At 43.1% G+C, this 26,330-nt stretch carries 27 protein-coding genes and 1 pseudogene; 9 read left to right on the plus strand and 19 right to left on the minus strand.

Annotated features, from left to right (window positions below):
- Positions 1–60 precede the first annotated feature (60 nt).
- The 3 genes from ACNJYY_RS20695 to spoIIR all read right to left on the minus strand — a co-directional run bounded on the left by ACNJYY_RS20695 (position 61) and on the right by spoIIR (position 2,499).
- A complete protein-coding gene (locus tag ACNJYY_RS20695; protein WP_416729958.1) occupies positions 61–1,116 on the minus strand; it encodes an L-threonylcarbamoyladenylate synthase in 1,056 nt (351 codons plus the stop codon).
- 123 nt (positions 1,117–1,239) lie between these two features.
- On the minus strand, positions 1,240–1,677 hold the full coding sequence (locus ACNJYY_RS20700; RefSeq protein WP_066398985.1) for a GNAT family N-acetyltransferase: 438 nt from the start codon (positions 1,675–1,677) through the stop codon (positions 1,240–1,242).
- A gap of 156 nt (positions 1,678–1,833) precedes the next feature.
- On the minus strand, positions 1,834–2,499 hold the full coding sequence (gene spoIIR, locus ACNJYY_RS20705; RefSeq protein ID WP_416729959.1) for a stage II sporulation protein R: 666 nt from the start codon (positions 2,497–2,499) through the stop codon (positions 1,834–1,836).
- 411 nt (positions 2,500–2,910) lie between these two features.
- Between spoIIR and ACNJYY_RS20710 the strand changes: the two genes are divergently transcribed.
- The 6 genes from ACNJYY_RS20710 to rbsB are packed head-to-tail and all read left to right on the plus strand — an operon-like array spanning position 2,911 to position 8,551.
- Positions 2,911–3,900: a LacI family DNA-binding transcriptional regulator gene (locus ACNJYY_RS20710; protein ID WP_416729960.1), complete on the plus strand. Its 990-nt coding sequence runs from the start codon at positions 2,911–2,913 to the stop codon at positions 3,898–3,900.
- Positions 3,893–4,771, plus strand: coding sequence for a ribokinase (rbsK, locus tag ACNJYY_RS20715; protein ID WP_416729961.1), 879 nt, complete (start codon positions 3,893–3,895; stop codon positions 4,769–4,771). The genes ACNJYY_RS20710 and rbsK overlap by 8 nt, the downstream gene beginning before the upstream one ends.
- Positions 4,768–5,163, plus strand: coding sequence for a D-ribose pyranase (rbsD, locus tag ACNJYY_RS20720; RefSeq protein WP_416729962.1), 396 nt, complete (start codon positions 4,768–4,770; stop codon positions 5,161–5,163). The genes rbsK and rbsD overlap by 4 nt, the downstream gene beginning before the upstream one ends.
- 15 nt (positions 5,164–5,178) lie before the next feature.
- On the plus strand, positions 5,179–6,660 hold the full coding sequence (locus ACNJYY_RS20725) for a sugar ABC transporter ATP-binding protein (RefSeq protein ID WP_416731923.1): 1,482 nt from the start codon (positions 5,179–5,181) through the stop codon (positions 6,658–6,660).
- A gap of 2 nt (positions 6,661–6,662) precedes the next feature.
- Entirely contained in the window at positions 6,663–7,619 is a 957-nt protein-coding gene (gene rbsC / locus ACNJYY_RS20730) for a ribose ABC transporter permease RbsC (RefSeq protein ID WP_144696880.1), read from the plus strand.
- 11 nt (positions 7,620–7,630) lie between these two features.
- Positions 7,631–8,551: a ribose ABC transporter substrate-binding protein RbsB gene (rbsB, locus tag ACNJYY_RS20735; protein WP_416729963.1), complete on the plus strand. Its 921-nt coding sequence runs from the start codon at positions 7,631–7,633 to the stop codon at positions 8,549–8,551.
- Positions 8,552–8,696: 145 nt separating this feature from the next.
- Here rbsB and prmC read toward each other — a convergent pair whose 3' ends face one another.
- The 3 genes from prmC to ACNJYY_RS20750 all read right to left on the minus strand — a co-directional run bounded on the left by prmC (position 8,697) and on the right by ACNJYY_RS20750 (position 11,231).
- Positions 8,697–9,563: a peptide chain release factor N(5)-glutamine methyltransferase gene (prmC, locus tag ACNJYY_RS20740; RefSeq protein ID WP_416729964.1), complete on the minus strand. Its 867-nt coding sequence runs from the start codon at positions 9,561–9,563 to the stop codon at positions 8,697–8,699.
- Position 9,564: 1 nt separating this feature from the next.
- Positions 9,565–10,638 carry a peptide chain release factor 1 gene (gene prfA, locus ACNJYY_RS20745; RefSeq protein ID WP_066399006.1) on the minus strand — a complete coding sequence of 358 codons (1,074 nt, stop codon included), beginning with the start codon at positions 10,636–10,638 and terminating at the stop codon, positions 9,565–9,567.
- Between the two features lie 299 nt (positions 10,639–10,937).
- Positions 10,938–11,231 (minus strand): winged helix-turn-helix transcriptional regulator, encoded by a 294-nt coding sequence (locus tag ACNJYY_RS20750; protein ID WP_416731924.1) that lies wholly within the window; start codon positions 11,229–11,231, stop codon positions 10,938–10,940.
- Between the two features lie 163 nt (positions 11,232–11,394).
- On the opposite strand from ACNJYY_RS20750, the gene ACNJYY_RS20755 reads away from it, so the two are divergent.
- Entirely contained in the window at positions 11,395–11,682 is a 288-nt protein-coding gene (locus tag ACNJYY_RS20755; protein ID WP_416729965.1) for a hypothetical protein, read from the plus strand.
- Between the two features lie 84 nt (positions 11,683–11,766).
- Here ACNJYY_RS20755 and ACNJYY_RS20760 read toward each other — a convergent pair.
- From ACNJYY_RS20760 to ACNJYY_RS20770, 3 genes and pseudogenes are all read right to left on the minus strand, one after another.
- Positions 11,767–11,978: pseudogene (locus ACNJYY_RS20760) on the minus strand (S8 family serine peptidase); the annotation flags it as partial.
- Between the two features lie 55 nt (positions 11,979–12,033).
- A complete protein-coding gene (locus ACNJYY_RS20765) occupies positions 12,034–12,675 on the minus strand; it encodes an MOSC domain-containing protein (RefSeq protein WP_416729966.1) in 642 nt (213 codons plus the stop codon).
- A 42-nt stretch (positions 12,676–12,717) separates the two neighbouring features.
- Positions 12,718–13,044, minus strand: a complete 327-nt coding sequence (locus tag ACNJYY_RS20770) for a hypothetical protein (protein ID WP_144696872.1) — start codon at positions 13,042–13,044, stop codon at positions 12,718–12,720.
- Between the two features lie 153 nt (positions 13,045–13,197).
- On the opposite strand from ACNJYY_RS20770, the gene ACNJYY_RS20775 reads away from it, so the two are divergent.
- Entirely contained in the window at positions 13,198–14,532 is a 1,335-nt protein-coding gene (locus ACNJYY_RS20775) for an FAD-dependent oxidoreductase (protein WP_416729967.1), read from the plus strand.
- A 48-nt stretch (positions 14,533–14,580) separates the two neighbouring features.
- Here the strand turns inward: ACNJYY_RS20775 and ACNJYY_RS20780 are convergent, their stop codons facing one another.
- The 9 genes from ACNJYY_RS20780 to ACNJYY_RS20820 form a co-directional block, all read right to left on the minus strand.
- Positions 14,581–15,051 (minus strand): hypothetical protein, encoded by a 471-nt coding sequence (locus ACNJYY_RS20780; RefSeq protein ID WP_416729968.1) that lies wholly within the window; start codon positions 15,049–15,051, stop codon positions 14,581–14,583.
- Positions 15,052–15,352: 301 nt separating this feature from the next.
- Positions 15,353–15,979 carry a thymidine kinase gene (locus ACNJYY_RS20785; RefSeq protein WP_144696868.1) on the minus strand — a complete coding sequence of 209 codons (627 nt, stop codon included), beginning with the start codon at positions 15,977–15,979 and terminating at the stop codon, positions 15,353–15,355.
- Positions 15,980–16,191: 212 nt separating this feature from the next.
- On the minus strand, positions 16,192–16,437 hold the full coding sequence (locus ACNJYY_RS20790) for a type B 50S ribosomal protein L31 (RefSeq protein ID WP_066399025.1): 246 nt from the start codon (positions 16,435–16,437) through the stop codon (positions 16,192–16,194).
- Between the two features lie 104 nt (positions 16,438–16,541).
- A complete protein-coding gene (rho, locus tag ACNJYY_RS20795) occupies positions 16,542–17,828 on the minus strand; it encodes a transcription termination factor Rho (protein WP_144696865.1) in 1,287 nt (428 codons plus the stop codon).
- Between the two features lie 326 nt (positions 17,829–18,154).
- Positions 18,155–19,123, minus strand: coding sequence for a class II fructose-bisphosphatase (glpX, locus tag ACNJYY_RS20800; RefSeq protein WP_066244703.1), 969 nt, complete (start codon positions 19,121–19,123; stop codon positions 18,155–18,157).
- A gap of 84 nt (positions 19,124–19,207) precedes the next feature.
- Positions 19,208–20,500, minus strand: a complete 1,293-nt coding sequence (locus ACNJYY_RS20805; RefSeq protein WP_137791147.1) for a UDP-N-acetylglucosamine 1-carboxyvinyltransferase — start codon at positions 20,498–20,500, stop codon at positions 19,208–19,210.
- Positions 20,501–21,106: 606 nt separating this feature from the next.
- Entirely contained in the window at positions 21,107–21,757 is a 651-nt protein-coding gene (gene fsa / locus ACNJYY_RS20810; RefSeq protein WP_137791148.1) for a fructose-6-phosphate aldolase, read from the minus strand.
- A gap of 199 nt (positions 21,758–21,956) precedes the next feature.
- Positions 21,957–22,820 (minus strand): class II fructose-1,6-bisphosphate aldolase, encoded by an 864-nt coding sequence (gene fba / locus ACNJYY_RS20815; protein ID WP_066399034.1) that lies wholly within the window; start codon positions 22,818–22,820, stop codon positions 21,957–21,959.
- A 249-nt stretch (positions 22,821–23,069) separates the two neighbouring features.
- Positions 23,070–23,450, minus strand: coding sequence for a response regulator (locus ACNJYY_RS20820; protein ID WP_171005594.1), 381 nt, complete (start codon positions 23,448–23,450; stop codon positions 23,070–23,072).
- Between the two features lie 167 nt (positions 23,451–23,617).
- On the opposite strand from ACNJYY_RS20820, the gene ACNJYY_RS20825 reads away from it, so the two are divergent.
- Complete coding sequence (locus tag ACNJYY_RS20825; protein ID WP_416729969.1) at positions 23,618–24,157, plus strand: DUF2529 family protein; 540 nt, start codon at positions 23,618–23,620, stop codon at positions 24,155–24,157.
- A 228-nt stretch (positions 24,158–24,385) separates the two neighbouring features.
- Here the strand turns inward: ACNJYY_RS20825 and ACNJYY_RS20830 are convergent, their stop codons facing one another.
- Positions 24,386–25,987 carry a CTP synthase gene (locus ACNJYY_RS20830; RefSeq protein WP_416729970.1) on the minus strand — a complete coding sequence of 534 codons (1,602 nt, stop codon included), beginning with the start codon at positions 25,985–25,987 and terminating at the stop codon, positions 24,386–24,388.
- Positions 25,988–26,330 lie beyond the last annotated feature (343 nt).

The raw sequence follows: 26,330 nt of genomic DNA on the forward strand, positions 1-26,330 counted from the left end.
CCCTCTTTAAAAACAAAAAAGCCCTGACTCAAACCAAAAACATTGAATCAGAGCTTCATTCTATTCTTTTATGATATTTCCACCGGCCGATTTTTCAAGTCTGTTCATAATCGCAACACCAACACCAGTTTTCGGGAAAACCTCTCCGAATATTTGATCGACACCAGCTTCGTTAAACGCTCGCAAAGCTTCGTATAGATGCTGAGCCACCGTTTCAGGATTGGAACGATTTCCCGCTGGAATCACACAATCCGCTTTATAAACATGTGCTCTTTCTTCTGTTGTTAAAATTCCAATCCGTTTTCCTGCTTCGCGTTCTTGATCCACAAGTCTCTGTAAAAATTCCACACTTCCATCTACAAGAACGAAAGGTGCGTCAGGTGCATAATGTGTATATTTCATCCCTGGCGATTTAGGCGCATGCTTCTCGTTCTCCAACCCCGGATCAACAACGACTCGCCCTGCACCAACTACTCTTTCAAGCTCTTCTAACGTGATTCCGCCTGGTCGTAAAATCGTGACAAATTCACCTGTACAGTCCACAACAGTAGATTCAACACCAACACCTGTTGAACCGCCATCCACAATGCCCGGAATCCTGCCCTTCAGATCTTCATAAACATGCTGAGCAGAAGTGGGACTTGGTTTTCCAGAAAGGTTCGCGCTTGGCGCGGCAAGCGGAACATTTGATACAGCGATGACAGCAAGAGCGATCTCATGGTCTGGCATCCTTACCGCAACTGTGGATAACCCTGCTGTCACTCTTTCACTTACGTTTTCACCTTTTGGCAGCACAATCGTCAATGGACCCGGCCAGAACGCGGTCATTAATTTTTGTGCGGTCTCTGAAACAGAAGCAACAAGACCCTCTAATTGTGAGAGATCTGAAATATGAACGATTAGAGGATTATCGCTCGGTCTTCCCTTTGCTTCAAAAATACGCTTGATCGCATCATCACTTCTCGCATTTCCTGCTAATCCATAAACCGTTTCTGTCGGAATGGCTATTACTTCATTCTTATTTATCCACAAGGAAGCTTGAATAATAAGTGGATGATCTTCTAACGTTTTTTCTGTTTTATCCACAGGCCAGCGTTCCGTTTGGAATGAGTTCATATGATAAATCCTTTCTATTACTCAGGTCAACCTTATCTGGAAAGGTCGATTACAAAACTTTTATATCCACAGAGTTATACACAGTTTGTCGTAAATTGTGGACAACTTGTTGACAATCTCTGATTAATCCAATGCATAAGCTAAAAGTTCTGCTCCTGATGTTGCATTATTTTTTATATGATCAGCGCTCTCGATATGTGGAGGCACTTTATCTTTCGGAATCGTTTTAAAAGAAAGTTGTTCGAACATATGCACAGCTTTCGTAAGTAAATAAAGAGTTTCGACTCCTTTATCTTTTGAGTATACCAAAATTTTATCAATGAGTTTAAGAAGAAGCGTCTCTGAAGAATATTTCTGCTTCAGTACGAAAGACCGGAGCAAGCCATCGTTTCCAATTCTCTCTAAACCTACTGTACCGATCGTCTCACCTTGGTCGTTTACCACGACTAAATAATTTTCGATGCTGTCTTTGATCCCTTCTGACTGAAGTCCAGCTTTTCCGACGAGCTGTAACAGATCTTTTGCTTCATGCTGCATAGCCTGCCTTAAGATTATCGTCATCAATAACTCCCCTATTCCTATATAATTTCAGCCTTCGTTCGGCTGTTTTTCACCGTTTCATCCGAAAATCTTTTAAAAAAAAGAAGGCTAACCACCATTTGGTTACCTTCTTCATTTTCTATAATCTATGAAAATAGGGAGGAAAATATGCACATTTTAAGAGAATAAGGACCCTACAAAACTGAAGAGGCTATCAAACAGTTCTACCACAAAGAATTTCGTCTCGATTTCCTCAGCTTCATCTGCTTGATCCGCACCTGCATCAGCAGCCGTATCTACTACATCACCTTTACCATCTTTGTTTTCTTTTACTGCATCGCCATTTTCAAAGTCTAGAAAGCATAATGGCGGGAACAGAACACACCACCAGTTCTTCCCTTCACCTTCCCCAAGTGTGATCAGCACCGCTTCATATTGACCTGCTGGATAGATGAAGTCACCGTACATTTTAGTAGGAAAAGCCACTTTGTTTAATTCTACAGAAAACGTCTTCTCAAGGCCGGCTTCATCCAGTTTACTTTGAACGATCCTTTCAATCGTTGGCAGCTGTTTACGAATGATCTCACGCGCTTCAGAAATCGTAGATAACTCATCCACCCAAGTCGTGATCTGGGCATTCACTTCATCACGGATCTCACGCTTCAGCTTTTGGTCGGCATCCGTATTGCTGTTTGCTAGAATGCGAAGTCTGATCGATTCTTCAGGTATTTTAACAGAGGCGTTCATTGTTGCGTTCGCCACCTTGGTTTGTGTTTCAAAAAATAAGAACATCACCGCTAAAGAGATAAGAACTAGAATAAAGAAATGATTGCGTTTTTTCATTGTTTTTTCCTCCCCCGTCGTATCTAACCACAGTTTGGACACGACGCAAAAATTTCATACTAGTAATCTAGTAAAATTCGTTCTGTCTGATTCGACAAAAACACTTCTGCTAGTTCTTTATAGGGATGAAAGTGGTTGATTTCCGTTACAGATGCTCGCTTTCCGGGGGGCGTGCGGTGAGCCACCTAGCGCTCTGCACTGTTAGGTGTCTCACCTGTCCCGCAGATCCCCCAGGAGTCTCGCATCTTTCACTTCAATCAACTTTTCAAAGATGTGAGGGAGTAAGATCTGAAGAAAGTCTTTTCAAACACAACCAAACAGGAGAAATATTTACCAACTTGCATACTGATAATATTTCTGTTAACTTAAATGTGTAAACGGTTACATATTTGTTTTAGAGGAGGCGGAGATTTGGTTACCATTCGTGATGTGGCAAAAAAATCAGGTGTATCGGTTGCGACGGTTTCTCGCGTTTTGAATGCGAATGGATACGTGCATGAAGATACGCGCAAAAAAGTGATGGCTGCCGTTGATGAGCTGAAGTACAGTCCAAATGAAGTCGCCCGTTCCCTCTATAAAAAGAAATCTAAACTGGTCGGCTTGTTGCTGCCAGACATCACAAACCCATTTTTTCCACAGTTAGCAAGAGGTGTAGAAGATGAGATGCAAAAAGGCGGTTATCGTATTCTTTTTGGAAACAGTGATGAGAATGCTGAGAAAGAGCTGGATTATTTGAACACGTTTATTCAGAACAATGTAGTCGGCATCATTTCAGCCACGAACAATAAAGCTAAAAACAACTATAAAGACCTGTCCATTCCCGTAGTCTTTCTAGATCGAACTTCAAGTGATTATCCATCGGTCTATGCGGATGGAAAAGAAGGCGGAAGAATAGCTGCAAAAGAGATCGTGAAAAGGGGCAGCAAACGAATCACGATTTTGAAAGGTCCCGCGCATATCCAACCGGCTCAAGATCGTTTTCAAGGTGCGTTAGAAGTGTTAAGTCAACCGAACATTGATTTTCATGTGATGTCGACGACTACTTTTGCTTTTGAAGATGCAGAGAAATGGGCGAAAGAACTTTTTGCAACATATCCTGATACAGATGGTGTGTTAGCGAGCAACGATATTGTGGCAACAGCCGTCTTACATGAAGCGCTTCGTCTTGGAAAAGCGATTCCGGAAGAACTTCAGATCATCGGGTTTGATGATATACCGCAGAGCGGTTTGTTGTTCCCTTCCCTTTCTACCATTCGCCAGCCAGCTTATGAGATGGGAAAAGAAGCGGCACAGCTGCTTGTGAAGATTATCAATCAAGAAAAAATCCATCAACAGCAGGTTCAACTGCCTGTTACATTTATAGATCGAAACACAACAAGAAAGGTTGATACGAATGGTTAAAATTGTAGTCATCGGAAGCTCTTCGATGGATCTCGTCGTTACATCTGATCAACGTCCAGGAGCAGGAGAAACTGTTTTGGGACGTTCGTTTAAAACCGTACCCGGAGGAAAAGGAGCGAACCAAGCAGTCGCGGCTGCTCGTCTTGGTGCAGAGGTATACATGATCGGATGTGTAGGTGACGACCATTATGGAGCAGCGATTCTAGAGAACTTTAAACAAAACGGTGTTGATGTAACGAATGTGGAACCGGTTACAGATGCAGAGAGCGGTACAGCTCATATCATTTTAGCTGAAGGTGACAACAGCATCGTCGTCGTTAAAGGCGCGAACGATCTTGTAACTCCCCCTTATGTGAAGAAATCAGAAGCACTCATCAAACAAGCAAACATGGTTCTCATTCAACAAGAGATTCCGGAAGAAACGGTTGAGTATGTAGGTGCGCTTTGCAAGGAGCTTGATGTTCCGTTGTTATTGAATCCAGCTCCTGCTCGTCCACTCTCTAAAAAAGTGATCGAATCGGCCAGCTATATTACTCCAAACGAACATGAAGCTGCTGTTCTTTTCAATGGTCTATCAACAGATTCAGCACTAAAACAATATCCGAACAAAGTGTTTATAACTGAAGGAAGGAATGGCGCTCGTTATTTTGATGGTGAAAAAGAGATCACCGTTCCCTCTTACACGGTTGAAGTGACAGATACGACTGGTGCTGGAGATACGTTTAACGCCGCACTAGCTGTTGCTTTAGCAGAAGGAAAAAGCATCAATGAAAGTTTGCAGTTCGCCAACCGAGCCGCTTCCCTATCCGTTACGAAGTTCGGTGCTCAAGGCGGCATGCCGAATCGATCGGAAGTGGAGGCATCTCTATGAAACGACATGGCATCTTAAACAGTCATATCTCAAAAGTTTTAAGTGACCTCGGCCACACCGATCTTATCGTGATCGCAGATGCTGGTCTTCCGATTCCGAGCGATGTTCCACGGATTGATCTGGCACTCACGCTCGGCGTACCGAGCTTTAAAGATGTTGTTTCCGCTGTATCACAGGATATGGTTGTGGAACAAGTGATACTCGCGAGTGAGATCAAAGAGAAAAACGAAGAAACGTTAACATTTATGGACGAAATTTTTTCTGAAACTGAACAAAAATTTGTTTCTCATGAAGCGTTTAAACAATTAACAAAGCAGGCGAAAGTGGTCATTCGAACAGGCGAAGTGACACCGTATGCCAACTGTATCCTGCAAGCAGGTGTAATCTTCTAAAAAGAGGTGATCGTGATGCACATTCAAATGAACGACATATATAAAGCTTTTGGTGCCAATCAGGTCTTATCAGGTGTTGACTTCGACCTTCAACCAGGCGAAGTACATGCCCTAATGGGTGAGAATGGCGCTGGAAAATCAACGTTGATGAACATTTTAACCGGACTTCATAAAAGAGATTCGGGAACCATTCATATCGACGGACAAGAGCGGTATTTTGATAACCCGAAAGAAGCCGAGAAGCACGGAGTCGCGTTCATCCACCAAGAACTGAACGTATGGCCTGACATGACCGTACTTGATAACCTTTTTATCGGAAAAGAGCTGCGGTCAACGTTCGGTCTTTTACGAACGAAAGAAATGAAAGCGCTGGCAAATAAGCAATTTGAAAAGTTAGCGGTTACGATTCCACTTGAAAAAGACGCAGGACTCTGTTCAGTTGGTCAACAGCAGATGATTGAGATCGCGAAGGCGCTTATGACAAACGCTAAAGTCATCATCATGGACGAGCCGACCGCTGCCCTAACTGAGCGTGAGATTGAAAAATTGTTTGACGTGATTAACGCTCTGCGAAAAGAAGGCGTTTCGATCGTTTACATCTCACACCGCATGGAAGAGATCTTCTCAATCTGTGACCGAATTACCGTGATGAGAGATGGTAGAACGGTTGATACGAAAGCGATCTCTGAGACTAGCTTTGATGAAGTGGTCCGGAAGATGGTCGGCCGTGAGCTTACAGATCGTTTTCCAGAGCGAAATCCGCAAGTTGGTGAGTCGGTTTTAGAAGTAAAGAACGCGACGAGAAATGGAATCTTTGAAAATATTAGTTTTTCTGTAAGAGCCGGAGAGATCGTTGGCGTTTCAGGTCTTATGGGTGCAGGTCGTACGGAGATCATGCGCGCGTTATTCGGTCTCGATCAGCTTGATTCTGGTGAGATCTTTGTTGGTGGTCAGAAGGTAACGATCAAAAACCCATACGAAGCGGTAAAACGCGGAATTGGTTTTATTACAGAAGACAGAAAGAACGAAGGCTTAGTGCTCGATTTTTCGATACGTGAAAACATGGCGCTGCCGAACTTACGAAGTTTTTCTAAAAATGGCGTGATCGATTATAAAACAGAAACTGACTTTGTTGACATGCTCATCAAACGGTTACAGATTAAGACCGAATCGAGCGAGACGAACGCTAAGAACCTTTCCGGAGGCAACCAGCAAAAAGTGGTCATTGCAAAATGGGTTGGAATCGGACCAAAAGTATTGATCTTGGACGAGCCAACAAGAGGCGTTGACGTTGGTGCGAAACGGGAGATCTATCAGTTGATGAACGAACTTACCGATCGTGGTGTAGCGATTATCATGGTCTCGTCAGAACTTCCAGAAGTTCTTGGTATGAGCGATCGCATTCTTGTCGTTCATGAAGGACAGATCAGTGGTGAGCTCTCAAAGAGCGAAGCAACGCAAGAAAGAATTATGACATATGCAACGGGAGGACAATAAAAATGAAAACGTCACCGGCTAAAGTAAATCATGTAGAAAACCTGATGCAAAAACTTGGACCTCTATTAGGACTGTTGATTCTCGTCACGATTGTATCAATCCTAAATCCTAGTTTTCTAGAACCCCTTAACTTATTAAACTTGCTGCGCCAAGTTGCCATTAACGCACTCATCGCCTTTGGTATGACATTCGTTATTTTAACGGGAGGAATCGACTTATCCGTTGGAGCTATTCTCGCTTTATCGAGTGCACTGATGGCGGGAATGATCGTATCTGGCGTTGATCCGATGCTAGCGATCTTGATCGGATGTTTACTAGGTGCTGTAATGGGTGCAATTAACGGCTTATTGATCACAAAAGGAAAAATGGCTCCATTTATCGCAACACTCGCAACGATGACGATTTTTCGTGGATTAACGTTAGTGTATACAGACGGTAATCCGATCACGGGTCTTGGCGAAAGCTATATGTTCCAACTTTTTGGACGAGGCTATTTCTTAGGTATTCCGGTACCAGCGATCACGATGATGCTTGCTTTTGCAGCGTTCTGGGTGATCCTTCATAAAACACCGTTCGGACGAAAAACATATGCGATCGGTGGAAACGAGAAAGCCGCGATTATCTCAGGAATCAAAGTGACAAAAGTAAAAGTAATGATCTATTCACTAGCAGGACTATTAGCAGCACTAGCTGGAGCGATTCTTACTTCACGTCTGAACTCTGCTCAACCGACTGCCGGCACATCGTATGAACTGGATGCGATCGCAGCTGTTGTTCTCGGTGGAACAAGCTTATCTGGCGGACGAGGACTAATCGTCGGAACATTGATCGGTGCATTGATCATCGGAACGTTGAACAACGGTTTAAACTTGTTAGGTGTATCATCATTCTTCCAAATGGTCGTAAAAGGGATCGTAATCCTGATTGCAGTATTGATCGACCGTAAAAAAGCAGCGTAGGAGGGTTCTAAATGAAAAAAGCTTTATTACTCATCATGTCTTTATCTGTTTTCCTGTTAGGTGCCTGTTCTTTAGAGCCCCCTTCATGGGCAAAGCCGGCTAAAAAAGGTGATGGAGAAAAGATTAAAATCGGTTTATCTGTTTCAACACTTAACAATCCGTTCTTCGTATCGATGAAAAACGGCGTGATCGATGAAGCGAAAAAGCAGGGTGCCGAAGTGATCGTCGTCGACGCACAGAATGACTCTGCGAAACAAGTAAACGATGTAGAAGATCTTCTGCAGCAAGGCATTGATACACTGTTGATCAATCCAACCGATTCAGCAGCGATCTCAACCGCTGTTCAATCCGCGAACAACCTTGATGTTCCGGTTGTCACACTGGACCGTTCAACAGATAAAGGAGATGTAGCAACGCTTGTTGCCTCAGATAATGTAAAAGGCGGCCAGATGGCGGGTGACTTTATAGCAGAAAAGCTCGGCGAAGGAGCAAAAGTGGCTGAACTAGAAGGCGTACCTGGCGCTTCAGCAACACGTGAGCGCGGAAAAGGATTCCACAATGTGGCCGATGAAAAATTAGACGTTGTAGCAAAGCAAACGGCTGATTTCGACCGAACAAAAGGGTTGAACGTTATGGAAAACGTTCTTCAAGGAAATCCAGATATTAAAGCGGTATTCGCTCATAACGATGAGATGGCGCTCGGTGCCCTTCAAGCGATCAACAGCTCTGGTCGAGATGTTCTCGTTGTTGGTTTTGACGGAAACGAAGATGCAATTAATGCTGTTAAAGAAGGAAAGCTCGCAGCAACTGTCGCACAGCAGCCTGACCTGATCGGTGAACTTGCAGTAAAAGCCGCATCCGACGTACTAGCAGGAAAGAAAGTAGAAAAGAAGATTGCAGCGCCACTTAAGTTGATGGTGAAAGAAGAATAGTAAACAAAATAGAATGACGAGTAGAATGATATGAAGTTAGAAAAGGCCGACTGGACGCAAGCGATACATGCTTGAACCCAATCGGCCTTTTGAATTGTGTGTAAATTGTTTGGGGTCTGACCCGGGTCAGACCCCATTTCCCACTTTATTTCCCGAGGATGGCGAACACCATGCGGTCTTTGCCGCTGATGTCCTCTTTCACGTACACATCCGCACCAGGGAACGTGATACGAAGCATGCCCGCTACCGTCTCACCCTGCCCCGCTCCTACTTCAAAGCCTACGATCGCTTTTTCTTTTAGAACGAGCGGCAGTTCTTCCATGAATCGTCGATAGAATACATAGCCATCTTCCCCGCCACTTAATGCCCTCATCGGTTCACGATCTTTTACAATCGTTTCAAGGACCGCGATCTCATGATCTGGGATGTACGGCGGATTTGATACGACGACATCCAATTTCTTCCCACTACTAATAAAAGGCTGTAAAAGGTCACCATGCAGAAATGTAACCTCTGCCCCAAGTCGATCTGCGTTTCCTTTTGCTACTTCGATTGATTCCACTGCAATATCAACCGTAAAAACGTTCAGTCGATTATTTTCTAGAGCTAATGAGATCGAAATGGCTCCGCTACCTGTTCCGATATCTGCAACAGCAACAGTCTCATCATCACGAAAATGTTTTGAGATCAGCATTAGTGTGTGTTCGACCAACTCTTCTGTTTCCGGTCTTGGAATTAAGACTTCTTCGTTTACCAAGAACGTTCGACCGTAAAATTCTTCTTTACCGGTAATATACTGAACAGGCTCTCCTTCAACGTGGCGAGCGACTGCCGTATTGAGTTTCGACTCATTCTCTTCACTCATCACATCATGAAGGCGCATGAGCATCTCTGTTCGATTCACATCCCCTAAAACATGTCTCATTAAAATTTCTGCCGCAAAGCTTTCACGTCCATTTTCAGCTAAAAAAGAAGAAGCCCACGCGAGGGCTTCATGAACTTTTGTACTCATTTTACGCGTCCGCCTGAGCTTTCATCTTGCTAGTTTGGTCTTCTGTAATGAGTGCTTCAACGAACTCATCCATCTTACCAAGAAGGATCTGATCTAGCTTTTGAATCGTTAAACCGATACGGTGGTCGGTCACACGGTTTTGCGGGAAGTTGTACGTACGAATACGCTCAGAACGGTCTCCTGAACCAACCGCACTCTTACGTGTTTCATCGTATTCTTTTTGTATTTCGCGCTGAATCTTATCATATACACGTGCACGAAGAACTTTCATCGCTTTTTCTTTGTTCTTGATCTGTGATTTTTCATCCTGACACGAAACAACCGTACCTGTAGGAACATGTGTTAATCGAACTGCTGATTGAGTCGTGTTTACAGACTGACCCCCAGGGCCAGATGATGTAAATGTATCAACACGAACGTCTTTTTCATGAATCTCAACTTCTACTTCTTCAGCCTCTGGAAGTACAGCAACCGTCGCTGTAGACGTATGAATACGTCCGCCTGATTCTGTTGAAGGGACACGCTGAACACGGTGTGCGCCGTTTTCATACTTAAGCTTCGAATAAGCACCAGCACCATTGATCATAAAGATGATCTCTTTGTATCCGCCAAGCTCTGTGTATGAAGCTTCAATTACTTCAGACTTCCATCCTTGCATCTCTGCATAGCGCGTGTACATACGGTAAAGGTCGCCAGCGAAAAGTGCCGCCTCGTCTCCACCTGCTGCACCACGAACCTCGACGATAACGTTCTTGTCATCGTTCGGATCTTTTGGAAGCAATAAAATTTTTAACTGAGCAGTAAATTCTTCGATCTGCTGGTTAAGACCTGAGATCTCTTCTTTTACCATCGCAGTCATCTCAGCATCAAGCTTATCTTCGAGCATCAATTTAGCTTCATCTAATTGCTCTTTCGCTTCTTTATACTCGCGGTAAACCGCTACCGTATCTTGAAGGGAAGATTGCTCTTTCGAATAATCTCGCAGCTTGTTCGTATCATTTATAACCTCAGGGTCACTGAGTAATTCATTTAACTTGTCATATCTTGCTTCGATCGTCTCTAAACGTTCTAACATGGTTTTTCACCTCTGTTTTATATGCATAACATTATAATTATAGTCGTTATCAGCTAAACTCTCAATCTTTTTCAGCAGTCCTTTTCTAAAAGCTTATGGCAATTTGAAAGATTTTATGGTAAGCAAACTCGCTGGCAATATAAAGTGAACGCAAGGCATTGCGACGAGGAAGTATCATAGCCGTACTTTCAAGTAGACGCAGGAGCAGCATTTCATATCTCTTTCAACTCGCAGCCACACGCGGCGGAAAGCCAGCTATCTGGTGCGAAAGTAGACCATTTCTTCATTGTACCTATTTTCTACCTGGTTAATTCCACTTTTTCAACATGACTTCTTCCCCATTCACTCATGTGGTTTAATGTGTCTTCTAAATCTTTTCCGTATTCCGTTAAAGAATACTCTACTTTCGGAGGGACTTCTGGATATACTTCACGATTGATCAAGCCATCAGCCTCTAATTCTCTTAGTTGAAGCGTCAGTGTTTTTTGTGACACTTTTGGAAGCAGTTTTTTAATTTCACCAAATCGTAACACCTCATTTTGCTGTAAATGGCATAGGATGATACCTTTCCATTTTCCGCATACCACATCCATCGTCACTTCAATCGGATGAGAATATTCTTTTCTCAATCGAAAACACCCCTTAGTTTCATTTCGTTGCCTTAGTTACAATAATGTACCTTCTTGCGTACGAACACTAACTATCATTATAATAACTACGATACGAAATGACTATAAAAATATTGGGGACCTGCCGATGTCTAAAACGATTCGAATCGTAAGGAACGGAGAAAAGAGGAAAGTACATCCAGAGGACTTACCTTGGGTCATCCTTCAGCTTGAAATAGGTATGGAAAAAGGAATGATTGAAATTGTTCAACATACCCCTTCCATACGGGCTTTCAGAAAGAAAGATTATGTGTTTGGATCAACCATCTTCAGCTGGAATTACAAAGAGGAAGACCAGCTTTATTTTGACTACTATCAATTTAAAGTATTTTGTGATGACTTGGATGTGAATGTAAGATATTCTGAAGCAAGATAAAAGAACTACAAGCAAAAAAGAGGCTCTGTAAAGGAACCTCTTTTTTGCATTTTTTTAGTTATCTAGTAGCTGCGTAAACATCAATTACGCCTTACCGTAATAGAATGCATCACCAAGCGGTTTCGCTGTGTTGACGAGCTTTTGGCGAACTTGAACGTTTGTTAGTCCAGGGTTGCCAGCCTAAATAAGTGCCGCAGCTCCAGCAAAATGCGGTGAAGCCATTGATGTTCCATTGTAGCTCGCTACTGGTTCCCTGGCACAGAACTTCAAATACTAACACCCGGTGCCATCACTTCGAAAGAACCATCTTCCCAAATGATTCCTTTTAGACAAGGTGTTAAAATAAAAGTTTTACGTTCTTTTTAATAAAGATTGTCTCATCGATTCAGCCAGTTCTTTCACTTCAATTAAACGTTGAATTCTTCCTGAGTCTTTTTCAAAACCATACTTGATCTGATTGGATTCTGTTACTGAAATGCCAGCGGGGTGTTTTTCGATTCTCACCATCTCATCACCTGCTGCAACCATACCTTCTTGTAAAACACGAAGGTAATATCCGGTACGACCTGTATCTACAACCTTTTTAATCATATCGGGACGGCATAATATTGAAGCTAGTGTGTTACATGGTTGACGAGGCTGGGTAATTTGCACGACAGCTTTCCCCATCTGAAAAACATCACCAATACACACATCATCTTCTGTAAACCCTGTAGGTGTAATATTTTCTCCGAATGCTGGAATCATAAGCGGGTTTTCCAGCTTTAGCTCAGCGTTCCACTTTTCATAATGCTCGAAAGGATACACACAAACCGCTTGATCGAGTCCTCCATGATGAACCTTATCTCCAACACCGTCTCCCTCAAAATTCGTTTTATGTAAAAAGACCGGCTGCTGCTGCGGAATTTTATTGTACGCTGTGAAAAAAGTCTTGCTTGAAGTTGCTATTTGTTCAGGAAGCTTTATGTTTAACGAAGCTACTTTTCCCTTCATTTCCCTCACCTCACAAAAAGCATAGCATAGGACAAAAGGAAATTAATAGGAAAAGATATTACGGCGCAGCTGCTCATAATCAATACGCTCTTGGTTCATTCGAATCGCTTTCGTCAGCTCCTCGATGACCACTTTTTCATTTGTGATCACGTTAAACACATAAGGAATGGTCGCAAAATGTCCAAGAAAGTGCGTACAGCCAACATAACGCGGATTGTCGGTCTGATTTTCATTTTTATATTTAATAATAAAATTGCCCATGCCTTCATAGACAGGATCCAATGGCTTTTGTTCAAGTTTTTTTATCAGTGTATGAATCGGCTGAACCGGTGCGTTCCAGTCCGTTCCGTTCGATTTAATCTCTAGCACAGTCCACCACCTCTTTCTACTATCATAGTTCGTTTTAACTCTGTACTTCTTGTTGGTCAAAGTGAAGAGAGTTGTGGCATCATACAGGTAACGTTACTTTTTTCGGAACAATGGGAATACTATATGGTTAGAGAGACGTAAGGAGCTGATCAGATGAAATATTGCATTATTGGTGGAGATGCGGCTGGTATGAGTGCCGCGATGCAGATTGTTCGAAATGAAAAAGATGCCAACATCACGGTTCTTGAAAAAGGTGGTATCTATTCTTATGGACAATGTGGACTTCCTTATGTTGTAGGCGGGCTTATCCCTTCTACTGATGAACTTATCGCACGCAGTATTGAAACGTTCCGTGAAAAATACGGCATGGATGCTCGTACGTTTCACGAGGTTAAGGCTATAGATACCCACTCTAAAACAGTGTCTGGTGTACATACGAAGACAGGACAATCCTTTGAGGTGTCATACGATAAGCTCTTGGTGGCTACCGGTGTTAGTCCAATCATACCGAAACAGTGGACAGGATTACATCTAAAGGGCATCTATCCCCTCAAGACGATTCCTGATGCAGAAAAACTCATGGCCGGGTTAAAAGATGTTCAGAACGTAACCATCATCGGTGGAGGATACATTGGCCTTGAGATGGCCGAAAACGTACTAAGACTCGGTAAAAACGTACGTATCATCCAGCGCAGCAATCAGCTCGGAAATATTTTCGATCATGATTTCGCTCCATTCATTCATGAAGAAGCAGAGAAACATGGCATCGAACTTTGTTTAGAAGAAGAAGTGCTCGGTTTTAAAGGTGACGATCACGTTCAATTTGTGAAAACAGCTAAAAAAGACTATCCAACAGACCTTGTTATCGTGTCCGTCGGGGTATCACCGAACACAGGCTTTTTAAAAGAAACGGACGTGGCACTCAACGAACAGGGAGTTATCGTCGTGAATGAGTCGATGGAAACGAGTATGGGTGGTATATACGCGGCAGGTGATTGTGCGACCCATTATCATAGAGTTAAAAAACTAAATGATCATATTCCATTGGGGACGACAGCAAACAAACAAGGCCGAATCGCCGGATTAAACATGGTTGGTGTGAATAAACCTTTTAGAGGAATCGTAGGTACATCTATCATCCAATTCATGGATCTAACACTTGGAAAAACAGGATTATCGAACAAAGAGGCAGAAAAACTGAACATTCCTTTTTCAGAGATCAAGATTACATCAAAAAGCCATGCCGGCTATTATCCTGATCCAAAGAAATTAGAAATAAAATTAACGTATCATAAAGAAACTGAGAAGCTGCTTGGTGCACAAATCATCGGTGAAGAAGGCGTAGATAAACGAATAGACGTGCTCGCAACAGCCCTTTATCACGAGATGAATGTTGAGGAATTGGCAGATTTGGATCTGGCATACGCGCCTCCGTATAACGGTTCATGGGATCCCATCCAGCAAGCCGCACGAAGACTCGGGAAATAAATTGGGAAATGGGGTCTGACCCCATTTCCCGTTTTATTTCCCACAGTATTAATGATCGATTTTTAATGAGAAGTTATATCTCGGAACAGCTCGCTCTACGGCGTTCATGATCTTACGATGCGTAGCTGCTCGTTCTTTTTTGGACATATCATGCGGCACGTTCACATGAATGTGTGCATAATTTCCGTTTACTGTAACCATCTGTGGGTTGATTCCAGATGAATCAATAACAGCCTGACGAATCATATCCTGGTCATCGGATAGGTCGAATCGCGTGGTGTTCATCGTCCGATAATCATTAGGATTCATGTTCGTGTCATAGCTGTAGTTGGTTCGTGGTTCGTTTTTGGTTAGGTGGTAATTGATAATCCCATGACCAAACAGGTTATCCCGAATATCCCGTTTATCTTCATGAGCGGCAGGCTCAATTTTAGCCCCTTCTTCTTTATAAGACTGCATAGGTGAACATGCTGTTGTTACCAATAGTGCAAAAAGCGGTGCATGTATTGCCTTTTTCACTATAAACACCTCCCATATCGTTAGGATTTCCTGTTTAGGAGGTGATTATGTTAAGTGGGTAGCCGTTTTTAAGGGGATGATTGTCAAAGGTAGCGACGAATCCACAAATTTGGAGCTTGAATCCAAAAGTTTTAGCCTTCAATCCATAAATTCTTTCGTTCAATCCACAAGTTTTGGTCGTTTATCCACGAGTCGACACGCCACGACATTTTTCGACTTCACCTGCAAGCAAACTCCGCCACACCAGCGTCAAAAAAAAGCCCGAGAGCACTTATCTCCCGGACAATATCATATCTAACCTTTATTTCAACCGACCTTCTAAGCCCTCTGCGCTTGATAGGAGGTTTCTTTTCTTTCCTGGTACTTCATGACAATGGCGGCAGCGCGGTTCATATGACTCGGACGCTCCCACTAGAATCACGGGATCATCGTAAGAAGCAGGTCTGCCATCGATCAAACGCTGTGTACGGCTCGCAGGTGATCCACAAACCATGCAGATCGCTTGAAGCTTTGTCACATGTTCAGCAAGAGCCATCATTTTTGGAACGGGTCCGAACGGCTCGCCCTTAAAGTCTTGATCGAGTCCTGCCACGATCACGCGCAGTCCTTGATCCGCTAGTTCTTGAGCAACTGGAATGATATCTTCATCAAAGAATTGCACTTCGTCGATCGCTACGACTTCGGTTTCAGGCAATACATTTTTTAAGATCTCCACAGAACGTCCGACTGGTTCAGCCATAACAGCGGTTCCGTTATGAGACACAACCGATTCCTCGCTATAGCGGTTATCGATCAGCGGCTTAAACACCTGTACTTTTTGCTTTGCATACGTCGCTCTTCTTACGCGGCGAATAAGTTCTTCTGATTTTCCAGAGAACATGCTGCCGCAGATCAATTCGATCCAGCCATTTTGTTTCATCACATACATGGCCTGCTCCCCCTTTCGCAACAATCTTTTCCTTAGTATGTACGAAATGTATGATGTTTTACCATACATAAACGTTCGGTACGGGAGTGCTTGACTCCTTTTAAGGCGTATAAAAAACCCGGTCCATCAAAACAGTTACCGAGTTCTTGTTTTCTATAAAATACAAAAGAAAAAAGGGCAAGAAAGACTCCTGCCCTTTTACTTGCAACAAATTACTTAAGGTTGTATTTCTTCTTAAAGCGGTCAACACGTCCACCAACATCAGAGAACTTCTGACGTCCAGTGTAGAACGGGTGAGTGTCAGAACTAACATCCACTTTGATTACTGGATATTCGTTACCATCTTCCCACTTCATTGTCTCGCTTGAAGACAAAGTAGATCCTGAAAGGAAGCTAAATCCGCTTTGAGCGTCAACAAAGATAACCTTTTTATAATTCGGATGAATTCCTTGTTTCATTCTAATTCCACTCCTTCTGCCCTGTTTCCTATGCGGAGACAGAGTTATAAACACATAAAAATAGTATAACAGGGACAAAACCCATTTGCAACCATACTTTTTCGTTAGTTTGTTACGGGTTTAGCTCGCTTTGGCGCTCCCTTTTTTTCACTTTCAAAAAGCTCGAAAAACTCTTCGTTGTTCTCCGTTTTACGCATACGTTTCATGAACTTGTCTACGAAATCGAACGAGTCATCCATCGTCTTACGGATCGACCAAAGTGCCTCAAGGTGATCTTTCGCGATAAGCATCTCTTCTTTTCTCGTTCCAGAACGGCGAATGTCGATCGCAGGGAAAATACGACGCTCAGCCAGCTTGCGGTCTAAGTGAAGCTCCATGTTTCCTGTACCTTTGAACTCCTCGTAGATGACATCATCCATACGAGATCCCGTATCCACGAGTGCCGTTGCTAAAATCGTCAAGCTTCCGCCTTCTTCGATGTTACGAGCCGCACCGAAGAAACGCTTCGGACGGTGGAACGCAGCAGGATCGATACCACCAGATAGTGTACGTCCGCTTGGCGGAATGACAAGGTTGTATGCACGAGCAAGACGAGTAATGCTATCGAGCAGGATAACAACGTCCTTTTTGTGCTCAACAAGTCGCATCGCGCGCTCTAATACGAGCTCTGCCACTTTAATATGATTTTCTGGTACTTCATCAAACGTTGAACTTACAACGTCTCCTTTTACAGAACGCTCGATATCGGTTACTTCCTCTGGACGCTCATCAATAAGCAAGACGATAAGTTCTACTTGCGGATTGTTCGTTGTCACACTGTGTGCAATTTCCTTAAGCAAGCTTGTCTTACCCGCTTTTGGAGGAGCGACGATCAGACCACGCTGACCAAAACCAACTGGCGCCATCATGTCGATGATACGCGTTGAAATGTTGTTGCTCGTTGTCTCCATAACCATCTTCTTCTCCGGATAAAGAGCCGTCAGTGCAGGAAAATGCACGCGTTCCTTTGCCGTTTCAGGGTCCTCACCATTAACCGCATTCACTTGTAAAAGCCCATAATAACGTTCGTTTTCCTTTGGAGGACGAACTTTTCCTGATACTTTATCTCCGTTTCTTAGATCGAATCGACGGATCTGTGAAGCTGAGATGTAGATATCTTGGGAACTTGGTGAATAGTTGATCGGACGTAAGAAGCCGAATCCTTCGTTCGGAATGATCTCTAATACACCTTCCATAAAGGAATAACCATCAAGCTCTGCTTGTGCTTTCAAAATAGAAAACATCAATTCACGCTTTGTTAATTTACCGTAATACTGAATATTATATTGTTTGGCAAGCTCATAAAGCTCTTTTAATTTCTTTGTCTCTAATGTTGCTAAATCTATCCCCATAGTGACACCACGCTTTTCTATTAATAACTATCTTTTGTTTATGATTTAAATGGGATTTTTTATGTTGGTTTGGTTTTGGTTTTTTAATGGAAGGAGTTCCTTTGAAAGTTAAGGGTATTAGTGGGTATGAAGAAAATATTAACCTAATGAATCATACTTCTTATTTTAACCACATATTGAGTCTTTAATCAAGCAACAGAAACTCAGAAGTAATGACTTCTAACGAGAATTTACAATACATGCTGAGCTTTTGCAACTGAAATTAAGATTAATTCATGTAATTGTAACGGAAAGACCGGACGAAGTTGTCCGGCCTCACTCGTTATTTATGGTTTGATCACAAGATCTGGTTTCTTCTTCAAGCTGTGTCTTCCATCAATAAATCGTACGGTTCCTGACTTCGCACGCATAACAACAGATTGTGTTGTACCCGTTGATCCGTCAAAACGTACTCCTTTTAAAAGCTCACCGTCTGTAACGCCTGTTGCAGCAAAGATCGCGTCGTCTCCTTTTACAAGGTCGTCCATGTATAATACACGGTTCACGTCGTCGATGCCCATGCGTTTGCAGCGTTCTAATTCTTCGTCATTTTGAGGAAGAAGCTTTCCTTGAAGTTCCCCGCCGAGGCATTTTAACGCAACAGCTGCGATTACGCCTTCAGGAGCCCCTCCTGAACCGAATAAAATATCAACGCCCGTATCATCAAACGCCGTATTGATCGCTGCTGCTACATCACCATCTGAAATAAGCTTGATACGCGCACCCGCTTCACGGATATCTTGGATGATCTGCTCGTGACGTGGTCGGTCTAGGATGACTGCTACCAAGTCTTCAATATTCTTATTTTTCGCTTCTGCTACTGCTCGTAAGTTATCAATAACAGGTGCGTTGATGTCGATCTTCCCAACACTCTCACGCCCAACGGCGATCTTGTCCATGTACATATCTGGTGCGTGAAGAAGGTTTCCGTGGTCTGCGATCGCTAAAACAGCCAAAGCGTTCCACGTTCCGGATGCAACGATGTTTGTTCCTTCTAGCGGATCCACAGCAACATCTACTCGAGGACCATAGCCTGTCCCAAGCTTTTCTCCGATATAAAGCATAGGAGCTTCATCCATCTCACCTTCACCGATCACAACTGTCCCTTTCATCGGAACCGTATCAAAAACGTTACGCATCGCAGTTGTAGCTGCGTCATCCGCTTCGTCTTTCTTTCCTCTTCCCATCCAGCGTGCTGATGCAAGAGCTGCCGCTTCTGTTACACGAACAAGCTCCATTGATAAACTTCTCTCCATGTTTGTTCCCCTCCCCATACTTTAACCGCTTACATAATTATCCTGAAGAAAAATCACCAGGTGATGGTGATTTCTCGTTTTAACTTATGAATTCTTAAGCTCTTCCATCTCTTCCGCACCTAAGCTCTCACGCCAAACTTTAGCACCAAGTCCTTTTAACTTATCAACTAAAGATTCATAGCCGCGATCGATGTGCTCAAGTCCAGAGATCTCTGTAACTCCTTCAGCCATCAGACCCGCTACAACTAGCGCTGCTCCAGCACGAAGGTCAGAAGCTTTTACTTTTGCGCCTTCAAGCTTTGCTGGCCCATTTATTATAGCAGAACGTCCTTCTACTTTCACATTCGCTCCCATACGGCGAAGTTCGTCGATATGTTTGAAACGTGCACTGTAGATCGTATCAGTTACGATGCTCGTTCCTTCTGAGCTTGTTAAAAGTGAAGTGAACGGCTGCTGAAGATCCGTCGGAAACCCTGGATAGACGAGCGTTTTGATGTCAACGCTCTTGAGTGGATCTTTTCCACGATAAACGAGCACTTGATCATCTTTTGTTTCAATATATACACCCATCTCTCTCAATTTAGCGATAAGAGACTCTAAGTGTAGCGGAATGACATTATCAAGCAATACTTGCTGACCCATAGATGCTGCTAGAATCATGTAAGTTCCCGCTTCAATGCGGTCAGGAATGATCGAGTGACGGCAGCCATGCATCTCATCGACACCATCGATACGAATAACATCCGTTCCTGCTCCTTTGATCTTGGCACCCATGCTTGTTAAAAGGGTAGCCACGTCAATGATCTCAGGTTCTTTAGCCGCGTTTTCGATGATCGTTTGGCCTTTTGCCCTTACTGCTGCGAGCATGATGTTGATGGTCGCACCAACACTAACAACGTCCAAGTAGATTCTTGCACCAACGAGCTCGTCCGCGCGAAGATAGATCGCTCCTTGCTCGTTCGTTACTTTAGCGCCTAACGCTTCAAAGCCTTTGATGTGCTGATCGATCGGACGAGGTCCTAGGTTACAGCCTCCTGGCAATCCGATGACCGCTTTTTTGAAACGGCCAAGCATCGCTCCCATCAAATAGTACGAAGCACGAAGCTTCTTCACTTTTCCGCTCGGAAGTGGCATCGCAATCATTTTTTCAGGGTTAACCGTTAGAGTCTGATTCTCATCCAGGTAAGCTTCCCCTCCGATTTCCTCTAACAGATCACGTAGAATACGAACGTCTGATATGTTAGGCAAACCTTCAATGGTAACGGTAGATTCTGCTAATATCGTTGCGGGGATCAAAGCCACCGCACTGTTTTTTGCTCCGCTTATATGGACCGTTCCTTCTAGAGGATAGCCCCCTTCAATCATCAGTTTTTCCATGGTAAACTCCTTTCAGTAAGAGTCACAAAAGTTGTGATTGTGTAACCTTTTTAGATAATACTATTATTTACCAATATTTTCTTTTCATGTATAAAAGTTTGTGCGTTTAAGGTACCTCGTTTGAGAGTAGTTGATTTCCGCTCCAGGTTGCACGCTTTCCATGGGGCGAACGGTGAGCCTCCTGCCGCGTTGCGCCTTTAGGAGTCTCCACCTGATCGCTCGTCCCATAGGAGTCGGCAACCTTCCGCTACAATCAACTTGCAAGAAGTTTTAAAAAATCAAAAGCTTAACTAGAAGAAAGTTACTTTCAAATTTTGTCTTCTATGAAAGTTGATTGGAGTGTAAGGTGCGAGACTCCTGTGGGACAGGCGGGCAGTCCTCAAAGTGGAAGTGGCTCGTTAAGCCCCGACAAGCAAAAGGTGAATGGGCTAGCAAGGCGCACTTTGCCTTGTGGTTCATTTAACTTTTGACCTCGAGGGGCTAGCCACTGCAACTAGACAGGGGAGACACTTATACGTGAAACGTACAAATGTGGCTCCCCGCCTGCCCCGCGGAAAGCGAGCATCTGAAATGGAAATCAACCACTTCCAAAAGTGTTATTTGCAATTACTTCCTGTTAGCAGCGTCCCAGTCAGCTAGGAATTTCTCGATCCCTTGGTCTGTTAGTGGGTGCTTCACTAGTCCTTTGATTACGTTTGGCGGAATTGTTGCGATGTGCGCGCCTCGTAATGCCGCTTCTGTTACGTGAACAGGGTGGCGGATCGATGCTGCGATGATCTCTGTTGGGATCTCATGAATCGCAAAAATTTGTGCCACTTGTGAAACAAGCTCCAAGCCATCTTGGCCGATATCATCTAAACGACCTAAGAATGGTGATACATACGTTGCACCTGCACGCGCTGCGAGCAATGCTTGGTTTGCATTAAAAATAAGCGTTACGTTTGTTTTGATGTTTTCATCAGAGAACGTTTTTACCGCTTTTAATCCGTCCAGTGTCATTGGAACTTTTACCGTGATGTTCGGTGCGATCTTCGCTAGTTCACGACCTTCTGAAACCATTTCTTCATAAGAAGTTCCGATCACCTCAGCACTAACAGAACCCGGTACAAGGCTCGTGATTTCCTTTAATCTTTCATGAAAATCTACGCCTTTTTCTTTAGCGACTAAAGAAGGGTTCGTCGTTACTCCAGATAAAATGCCCAGGTCATAGGCTTCTTTAATATCATCAATGTTTGCAGTATCAATAAAGAATTTCAAAAATGATCACTCCTGTTTTTTTTGAATATGTCTATCTTTTATATTCTTTTATAACATGTTCGTCTTCATACACGAAGGATTACGCTTACAAAACTTCGTATCATTCTTTTATTATCTATACGTGGATCGTGTTTTTGCACTCTTATAGTGTAAATGAAACCGCCTATGATGTATAGGCGGTTTCATGAGAAAGGTTATATTAAGCTTTGTTAGAAGAACCAAACTCACGCATTTTTCCAGCTACAGTAGCTTGGATCGCATCACGAGCAGCAGTTAAATAGCTACGTGGATCATATTTGTCTGGGTTAGATCCGATGTATTCTTTAACAGCTTTGTGAGAAGCAATTTGGTTTTCTGTGTTTACGTTGATTTTAGCAGTTCCTAAAGAAATTGCTTTTTGGATATCTTTTGTTGGGATACCAGTACCACCGTGAAGCACAAGAGGTACACCAGTTAGTTCCATAACTTCTTTCATGCGGTCGAATCCTAAGTTCGGCTCACCTTTGTATGGTCCGTGAACAGATCCTAGTGCAGGCGCGAAGCAGTCAACACCAGTCTCACGAACAAGTTGATCACACTCAGAAGGAATCGCGTAAGCTGCATCTGCATCTTCAACAACTAGATCGTCTTCTTGTCCACCGATACGGCCAAGTTCTGCTTCAACAGAAACACCGTGGAAGTGAGCAAGCTCAACTACTTTTTTAGTAAGAGCGATATTCTCTTCTAACGGGTGGTGAGATCCGTCGATCATTACAGATGTGAAACCTGCATGAATCGCTTCAGCACACTTTTGGTAGCTAGAACCGTGGTCAAGGTGGATCGCAACAGGTACAGTTACTTTGTACTCTTCGATAAGCGCTTTAACCATAGCAACGACAAGCTTGAATCCGCCCATATAACGAGCAGCACCTTCAGAAACACCAAGGATTACTGGAGATTTCTCTTCTTGTGCAGCCTTAAGGATTGCTTGAGTGAACTCAAGGTTGTTCAAGTTAAATTGACCAACTGCATAATTTTCCGCTTTTGCTTTTTCAAGCATTTCTTTCATTGAAACTAAAGGCATAGTAATGTCCTCCTTAGATATTGGCACGAGCAGACCAACTACATTTTTGTATAGTATATTTGCTGAAATGCGCATACACAGCAAAAAGAAGCCACTTTAGTTTACCTTTCATGGCGTCTTGCTAAACATTTCATTATGCTCATATTTCATTCTAGTATAGCATACCAATATCGCCTGAAAACCGCAACACATCAACGTTTTCCGGGTGTAACCGCTATCATTGGCGACACACCAGCATTTCTTAATCTTTTATGATGATGGCGTGTTTAATGGAAGTTCTTTCCTAACAGCTGCGCGAATCTCATCAATATCAAAAGGTTTTGCAAAATGAGTGATAGCTCCCAGCTTCATAGCCTCATGAATCATGTCCAACTCACCATAAGCGGTCATGATGATTACTTGAATCGTCTCATCATGTTTCTTTACACGACGAAGGATCTCTAAGCCATCCATTCCAGGAATCTTCATATCTAAAATGACAAGATCAGGGCGGTCCTTCTCCACAATCGAAAGAGCTTGTACACCGTTCGCTGCCTGATACGTCTTATAACCTTCTTTTTGAAAGATTTCGTTCAAAAGAATTCTGATGCCATACTGATCGTCTACAATTAAAATTTTCCCGCTCATTATTGCTCACCTCATCTAGAGTTTCTTTACAAAACCATTTTGTCCCTATACCATTCGAGACAGAGGGTACCAATTCCTGCTGTTCCCGATGATTTGTATTGTTAAATTAAGTATACTAAATTAATAAACAAAAACACGATGATTTGAAAAAAAGTAAGGAGTTCTTTTTCATGTTAAAAATATTTTCAACACAAGTTGCAGGATTGCTAAAATCCATCTCAGATAAAGAAGAACAGTCGATCGAAGAAACTTCACGTTTGCTTGCGCAGACCGTTTTGTCAGAAGGAACTGTATATTTTAAGGGATTCGGCGAAATGGAAGCCGTTGTAAATGAAGCACTATATGGAGAGAATAAATTCCGCGCTGGGGCTGATTTTTCAGATGTGGAGTCGTCTGATCTGCTGCCGGTCGATAGTGTTGTCGTGGCTTCGCGCTTTTTAGATGACGAAAAAGCTGTAGCAATTTGTTCAGAAGTACGGAAAACGACGGATTGCAACGTCATTTTAATAGGAGGGCGGCGAAAAGATGCCAAGATGGAAGTAAATCCTGATGATTTAGCCGATATCGTGATCGATACGAAGGCTGTTCGCGGATTAGTGCCGCTTGATGATGGTTCACGATTAGGATTTCCGTCTGGACTGACTGCTTTATTCGCGTATTACGCTCTATTTTTAACAACAGAAGAGATTTTAGAAGAATACGATGAATAGGATGAAGCCTGGCTGTATGCCAGGCTTTTCTATTTAAGAAAAATGAACATTTTTAAGTACTTCAAGTTGCCAGAAAAACTTTAATCACATAAAAATCATGGATAATCACATAAAAATAGGAATCCATCAAATAAAAATCAGAACTCATCATATAAAAATAGACAAAGATCACATAAATCGTAAAAAAACCGGCAGCTCCCACTCAGAAAGTGAAGCTACCGGCCATAATTAGTTCTTTAATTGTGTTACCGCACCGATAAAGTCACGGAATAATGCTTGCGGGCGTGTTGGTCGTGATGTGAATTCTGGGTGGAACTGTGACGCAACAAACCATGGGTGATCTTCTAACTCGATGATCTCAACAAGACGTCCATCCGGAGATGTTCCTGAGAAGATGAACCCTGCTTTTTCCATCTGTTCACGGTATTCGTTGTTGAACTCATAACGGTGACGGTGTCTTTCGTAAACAACTTCATCGTTATAAGCTGCAAACGCTTTTGTATCTTCTTTAATCTTACACGGGTAAAGTCCAAGGCGTAGTGTACCACCTAGGTCTTCGATGTCCTTTTGTTCAGGAAGCAGATCGATGACTGGGAACGGTGTACCAGGCATAAGTTCTGCAGAGTGCGCACCATCAAGTCCGAGGACGTTACGAGCAAACTCTACGGAAGCAAGCTGCATACCAAGACAGATTCCTAAGAAAGGAACTTTGTTCTCACGCGCATATTGAGTAGCTAGAATCTTACCTTCTACCCCTCTGTCACCGAATCCGCCAGGAACCAAGATACCATCAGCATCTTGAAGAAGTTCGTGCACGTTTTCAGCCGTCACGTTCTCAGAGTTGATCCAGTCGATCTCGATATCTGTATCGAAGTGATAACCTGCATGACGCAGCGCTTCAACAACAGAAATATATGCATCTTGTAAAGAGACATACTTTCCGACTAACGCGATCTTCGCTTTTCCTTTTAGGTTCGTTACGCGGTTGATCAGTTCTTTCCACTCGGCCATATCAGGTTCGTGCGTTTCAAGCTTAAGGTGTTTACAAACAAGCTCGTCCATCTTCTGTTCTTGAAGATCGATCGGCACTTGGTAAAGCGTATCTGCATCTCTCGCTTCGATAACCGCTTTAGGATCGATGTCGCAGAATAGACCGATCTTATCTTTCATTTCTTGAGGAACCGGCATCTCCGTACGAACTACGATGATGTTCGGCTGAATACCAAGACTGCGTAGCTCTTTAACACTGTGCTGTGTCGGCTTCGTCTTCAGTTCACCCGCTGCACGGATGTAAGGAATCAGTGTACAGTGGATATACATGACGTTTTCAGAACCTACATCACTTTTGATCTGACGGATTGCTTCTAGGAACGGCAAGCTTTCGATGTCCCCAACTGTTCCGCCGATCTCTGTGATCACGACATCTGCGTTCGTTTCACGGCCAGCACGGAAAACACGTTCTTTGATCTCGTTCGTGATATGCGGGATAACTTGCACGGTTCCGCCAAGATATTCTCCGCGACGCTCTTTTCTAAGAACGGTAGAATAGATTTTCCCAGTCGTTACTGAGCTGTATTTATTTAAGTTAATATCGATAAAACGCTCATAGTGACCTAAGTCTAAGTCCGTTTCCGCACCGTCATCCGTTACGAAAACTTCACCATGCTGATAAGGGCTCATCGTCCCTGGATCCACGTTGATATAAGGATCGAATTTTTGCGTCGTCACTTTTACTCCGCGGTTTTTTAATAAACGGCCTAATGATGCTGCAGTGATTCCTTTTCCTAAAGAAGAAACTACACCGCCTGTAACAAAAATATATTTTGCCATGTTTTCAATCCCCCTAAATTTTCTAAAATAAGTATGTGCGTTTAACGCTTTTTCTACTATCGGGAGAGGTATCTGTGTGAAGTCTACACAGTCTCAGCCGTAAAAAAATAAAAAGCAAAAGACACTTCCCCTATGGTTAGGGGGCACTTTTGCTTTGATATCATATAAAATTAGTCTTTTTAATAAAAGATACAGGAATAGCCCAAAAAGAATATTACCCGAGTATAGAGCTCATGTCAAGATGATCTGTGATAAACCATTTATTCATGTGACAAGCTTGTGAAATGGCAGCTCAGCCTCATCGACAGCCTCGCCAATCCGCATGTTCTGGGCTTGAATCCAC

It is taken from the genome of Fictibacillus tiangongensis (assembly GCF_048083785.1).
GTDB lineage: Bacteria > Bacillota > Bacilli > Bacillales > Fictibacillaceae > Fictibacillus.

Coding starts and splice junctions, on each gene's coding strand:
- ACNJYY_RS20695 (WP_416729958.1), bottom strand. CDS start 1,116: ATGAACTCATTCCAAACGGAACGCTGGCCTGTGGATAAAACAGAAAAA.
- ACNJYY_RS20700 (WP_066398985.1), bottom strand. CDS start 1,677: ATGACGATAATCTTAAGGCAGGCTATGCAGCATGAAGCAAAAGATCTG.
- spoIIR (WP_416729959.1), bottom strand. CDS start 2,499: ATGAAAAAACGCAATCATTTCTTTATTCTAGTTCTTATCTCTTTAGCG.
- rbsK (WP_416729961.1), top strand. CDS start 3,893: ATGGTTAAAATTGTAGTCATCGGAAGCTCTTCGATGGATCTCGTCGTT.
- rbsD (WP_416729962.1), top strand. CDS start 4,768: ATGAAACGACATGGCATCTTAAACAGTCATATCTCAAAAGTTTTAAGT.
- ACNJYY_RS20725 (WP_416731923.1), top strand. CDS start 5,179: ATGCACATTCAAATGAACGACATATATAAAGCTTTTGGTGCCAATCAG.
- rbsC (WP_144696880.1), top strand. CDS start 6,663: ATGAAAACGTCACCGGCTAAAGTAAATCATGTAGAAAACCTGATGCAA.
- rbsB (WP_416729963.1), top strand. CDS start 7,631: ATGAAAAAAGCTTTATTACTCATCATGTCTTTATCTGTTTTCCTGTTA.
- prmC (WP_416729964.1), bottom strand. CDS start 9,563: ATGAGTACAAAAGTTCATGAAGCCCTCGCGTGGGCTTCTTCTTTTTTA.
- prfA (WP_066399006.1), bottom strand. CDS start 10,638: ATGTTAGAACGTTTAGAGACGATCGAAGCAAGATATGACAAGTTAAAT.
- ACNJYY_RS20750 (WP_416731924.1), bottom strand. CDS start 11,231: ATGGATGTGGTATGCGGAAAATGGAAAGGTATCATCCTATGCCATTTA.
- ACNJYY_RS20755 (WP_416729965.1), top strand. CDS start 11,395: ATGTCTAAAACGATTCGAATCGTAAGGAACGGAGAAAAGAGGAAAGTA.
- ACNJYY_RS20765 (WP_416729966.1), bottom strand. CDS start 12,675: ATGAAGGGAAAAGTAGCTTCGTTAAACATAAAGCTTCCTGAACAAATA.
- ACNJYY_RS20775 (WP_416729967.1), top strand. CDS start 13,198: ATGAAATATTGCATTATTGGTGGAGATGCGGCTGGTATGAGTGCCGCG.
- ACNJYY_RS20785 (WP_144696868.1), bottom strand. CDS start 15,979: ATGTATGTGATGAAACAAAATGGCTGGATCGAATTGATCTGCGGCAGC.
- ACNJYY_RS20790 (WP_066399025.1), bottom strand. CDS start 16,437: ATGAAACAAGGAATTCATCCGAATTATAAAAAGGTTATCTTTGTTGAC.
- rho (WP_144696865.1), bottom strand. CDS start 17,828: ATGGGGATAGATTTAGCAACATTAGAGACAAAGAAATTAAAAGAGCTT.
- glpX (WP_066244703.1), bottom strand. CDS start 19,123: ATGGAGAGAAGTTTATCAATGGAGCTTGTTCGTGTAACAGAAGCGGCA.
- ACNJYY_RS20805 (WP_137791147.1), bottom strand. CDS start 20,500: ATGGAAAAACTGATGATTGAAGGGGGCTATCCTCTAGAAGGAACGGTC.
- fba (WP_066399034.1), bottom strand. CDS start 22,820: ATGCCTTTAGTTTCAATGAAAGAAATGCTTGAAAAAGCAAAAGCGGAA.
- ACNJYY_RS20825 (WP_416729969.1), top strand. CDS start 23,618: ATGTTAAAAATATTTTCAACACAAGTTGCAGGATTGCTAAAATCCATC.
- ACNJYY_RS20830 (WP_416729970.1), bottom strand. CDS start 25,987: ATGGCAAAATATATTTTTGTTACAGGCGGTGTAGTTTCTTCTTTAGGA.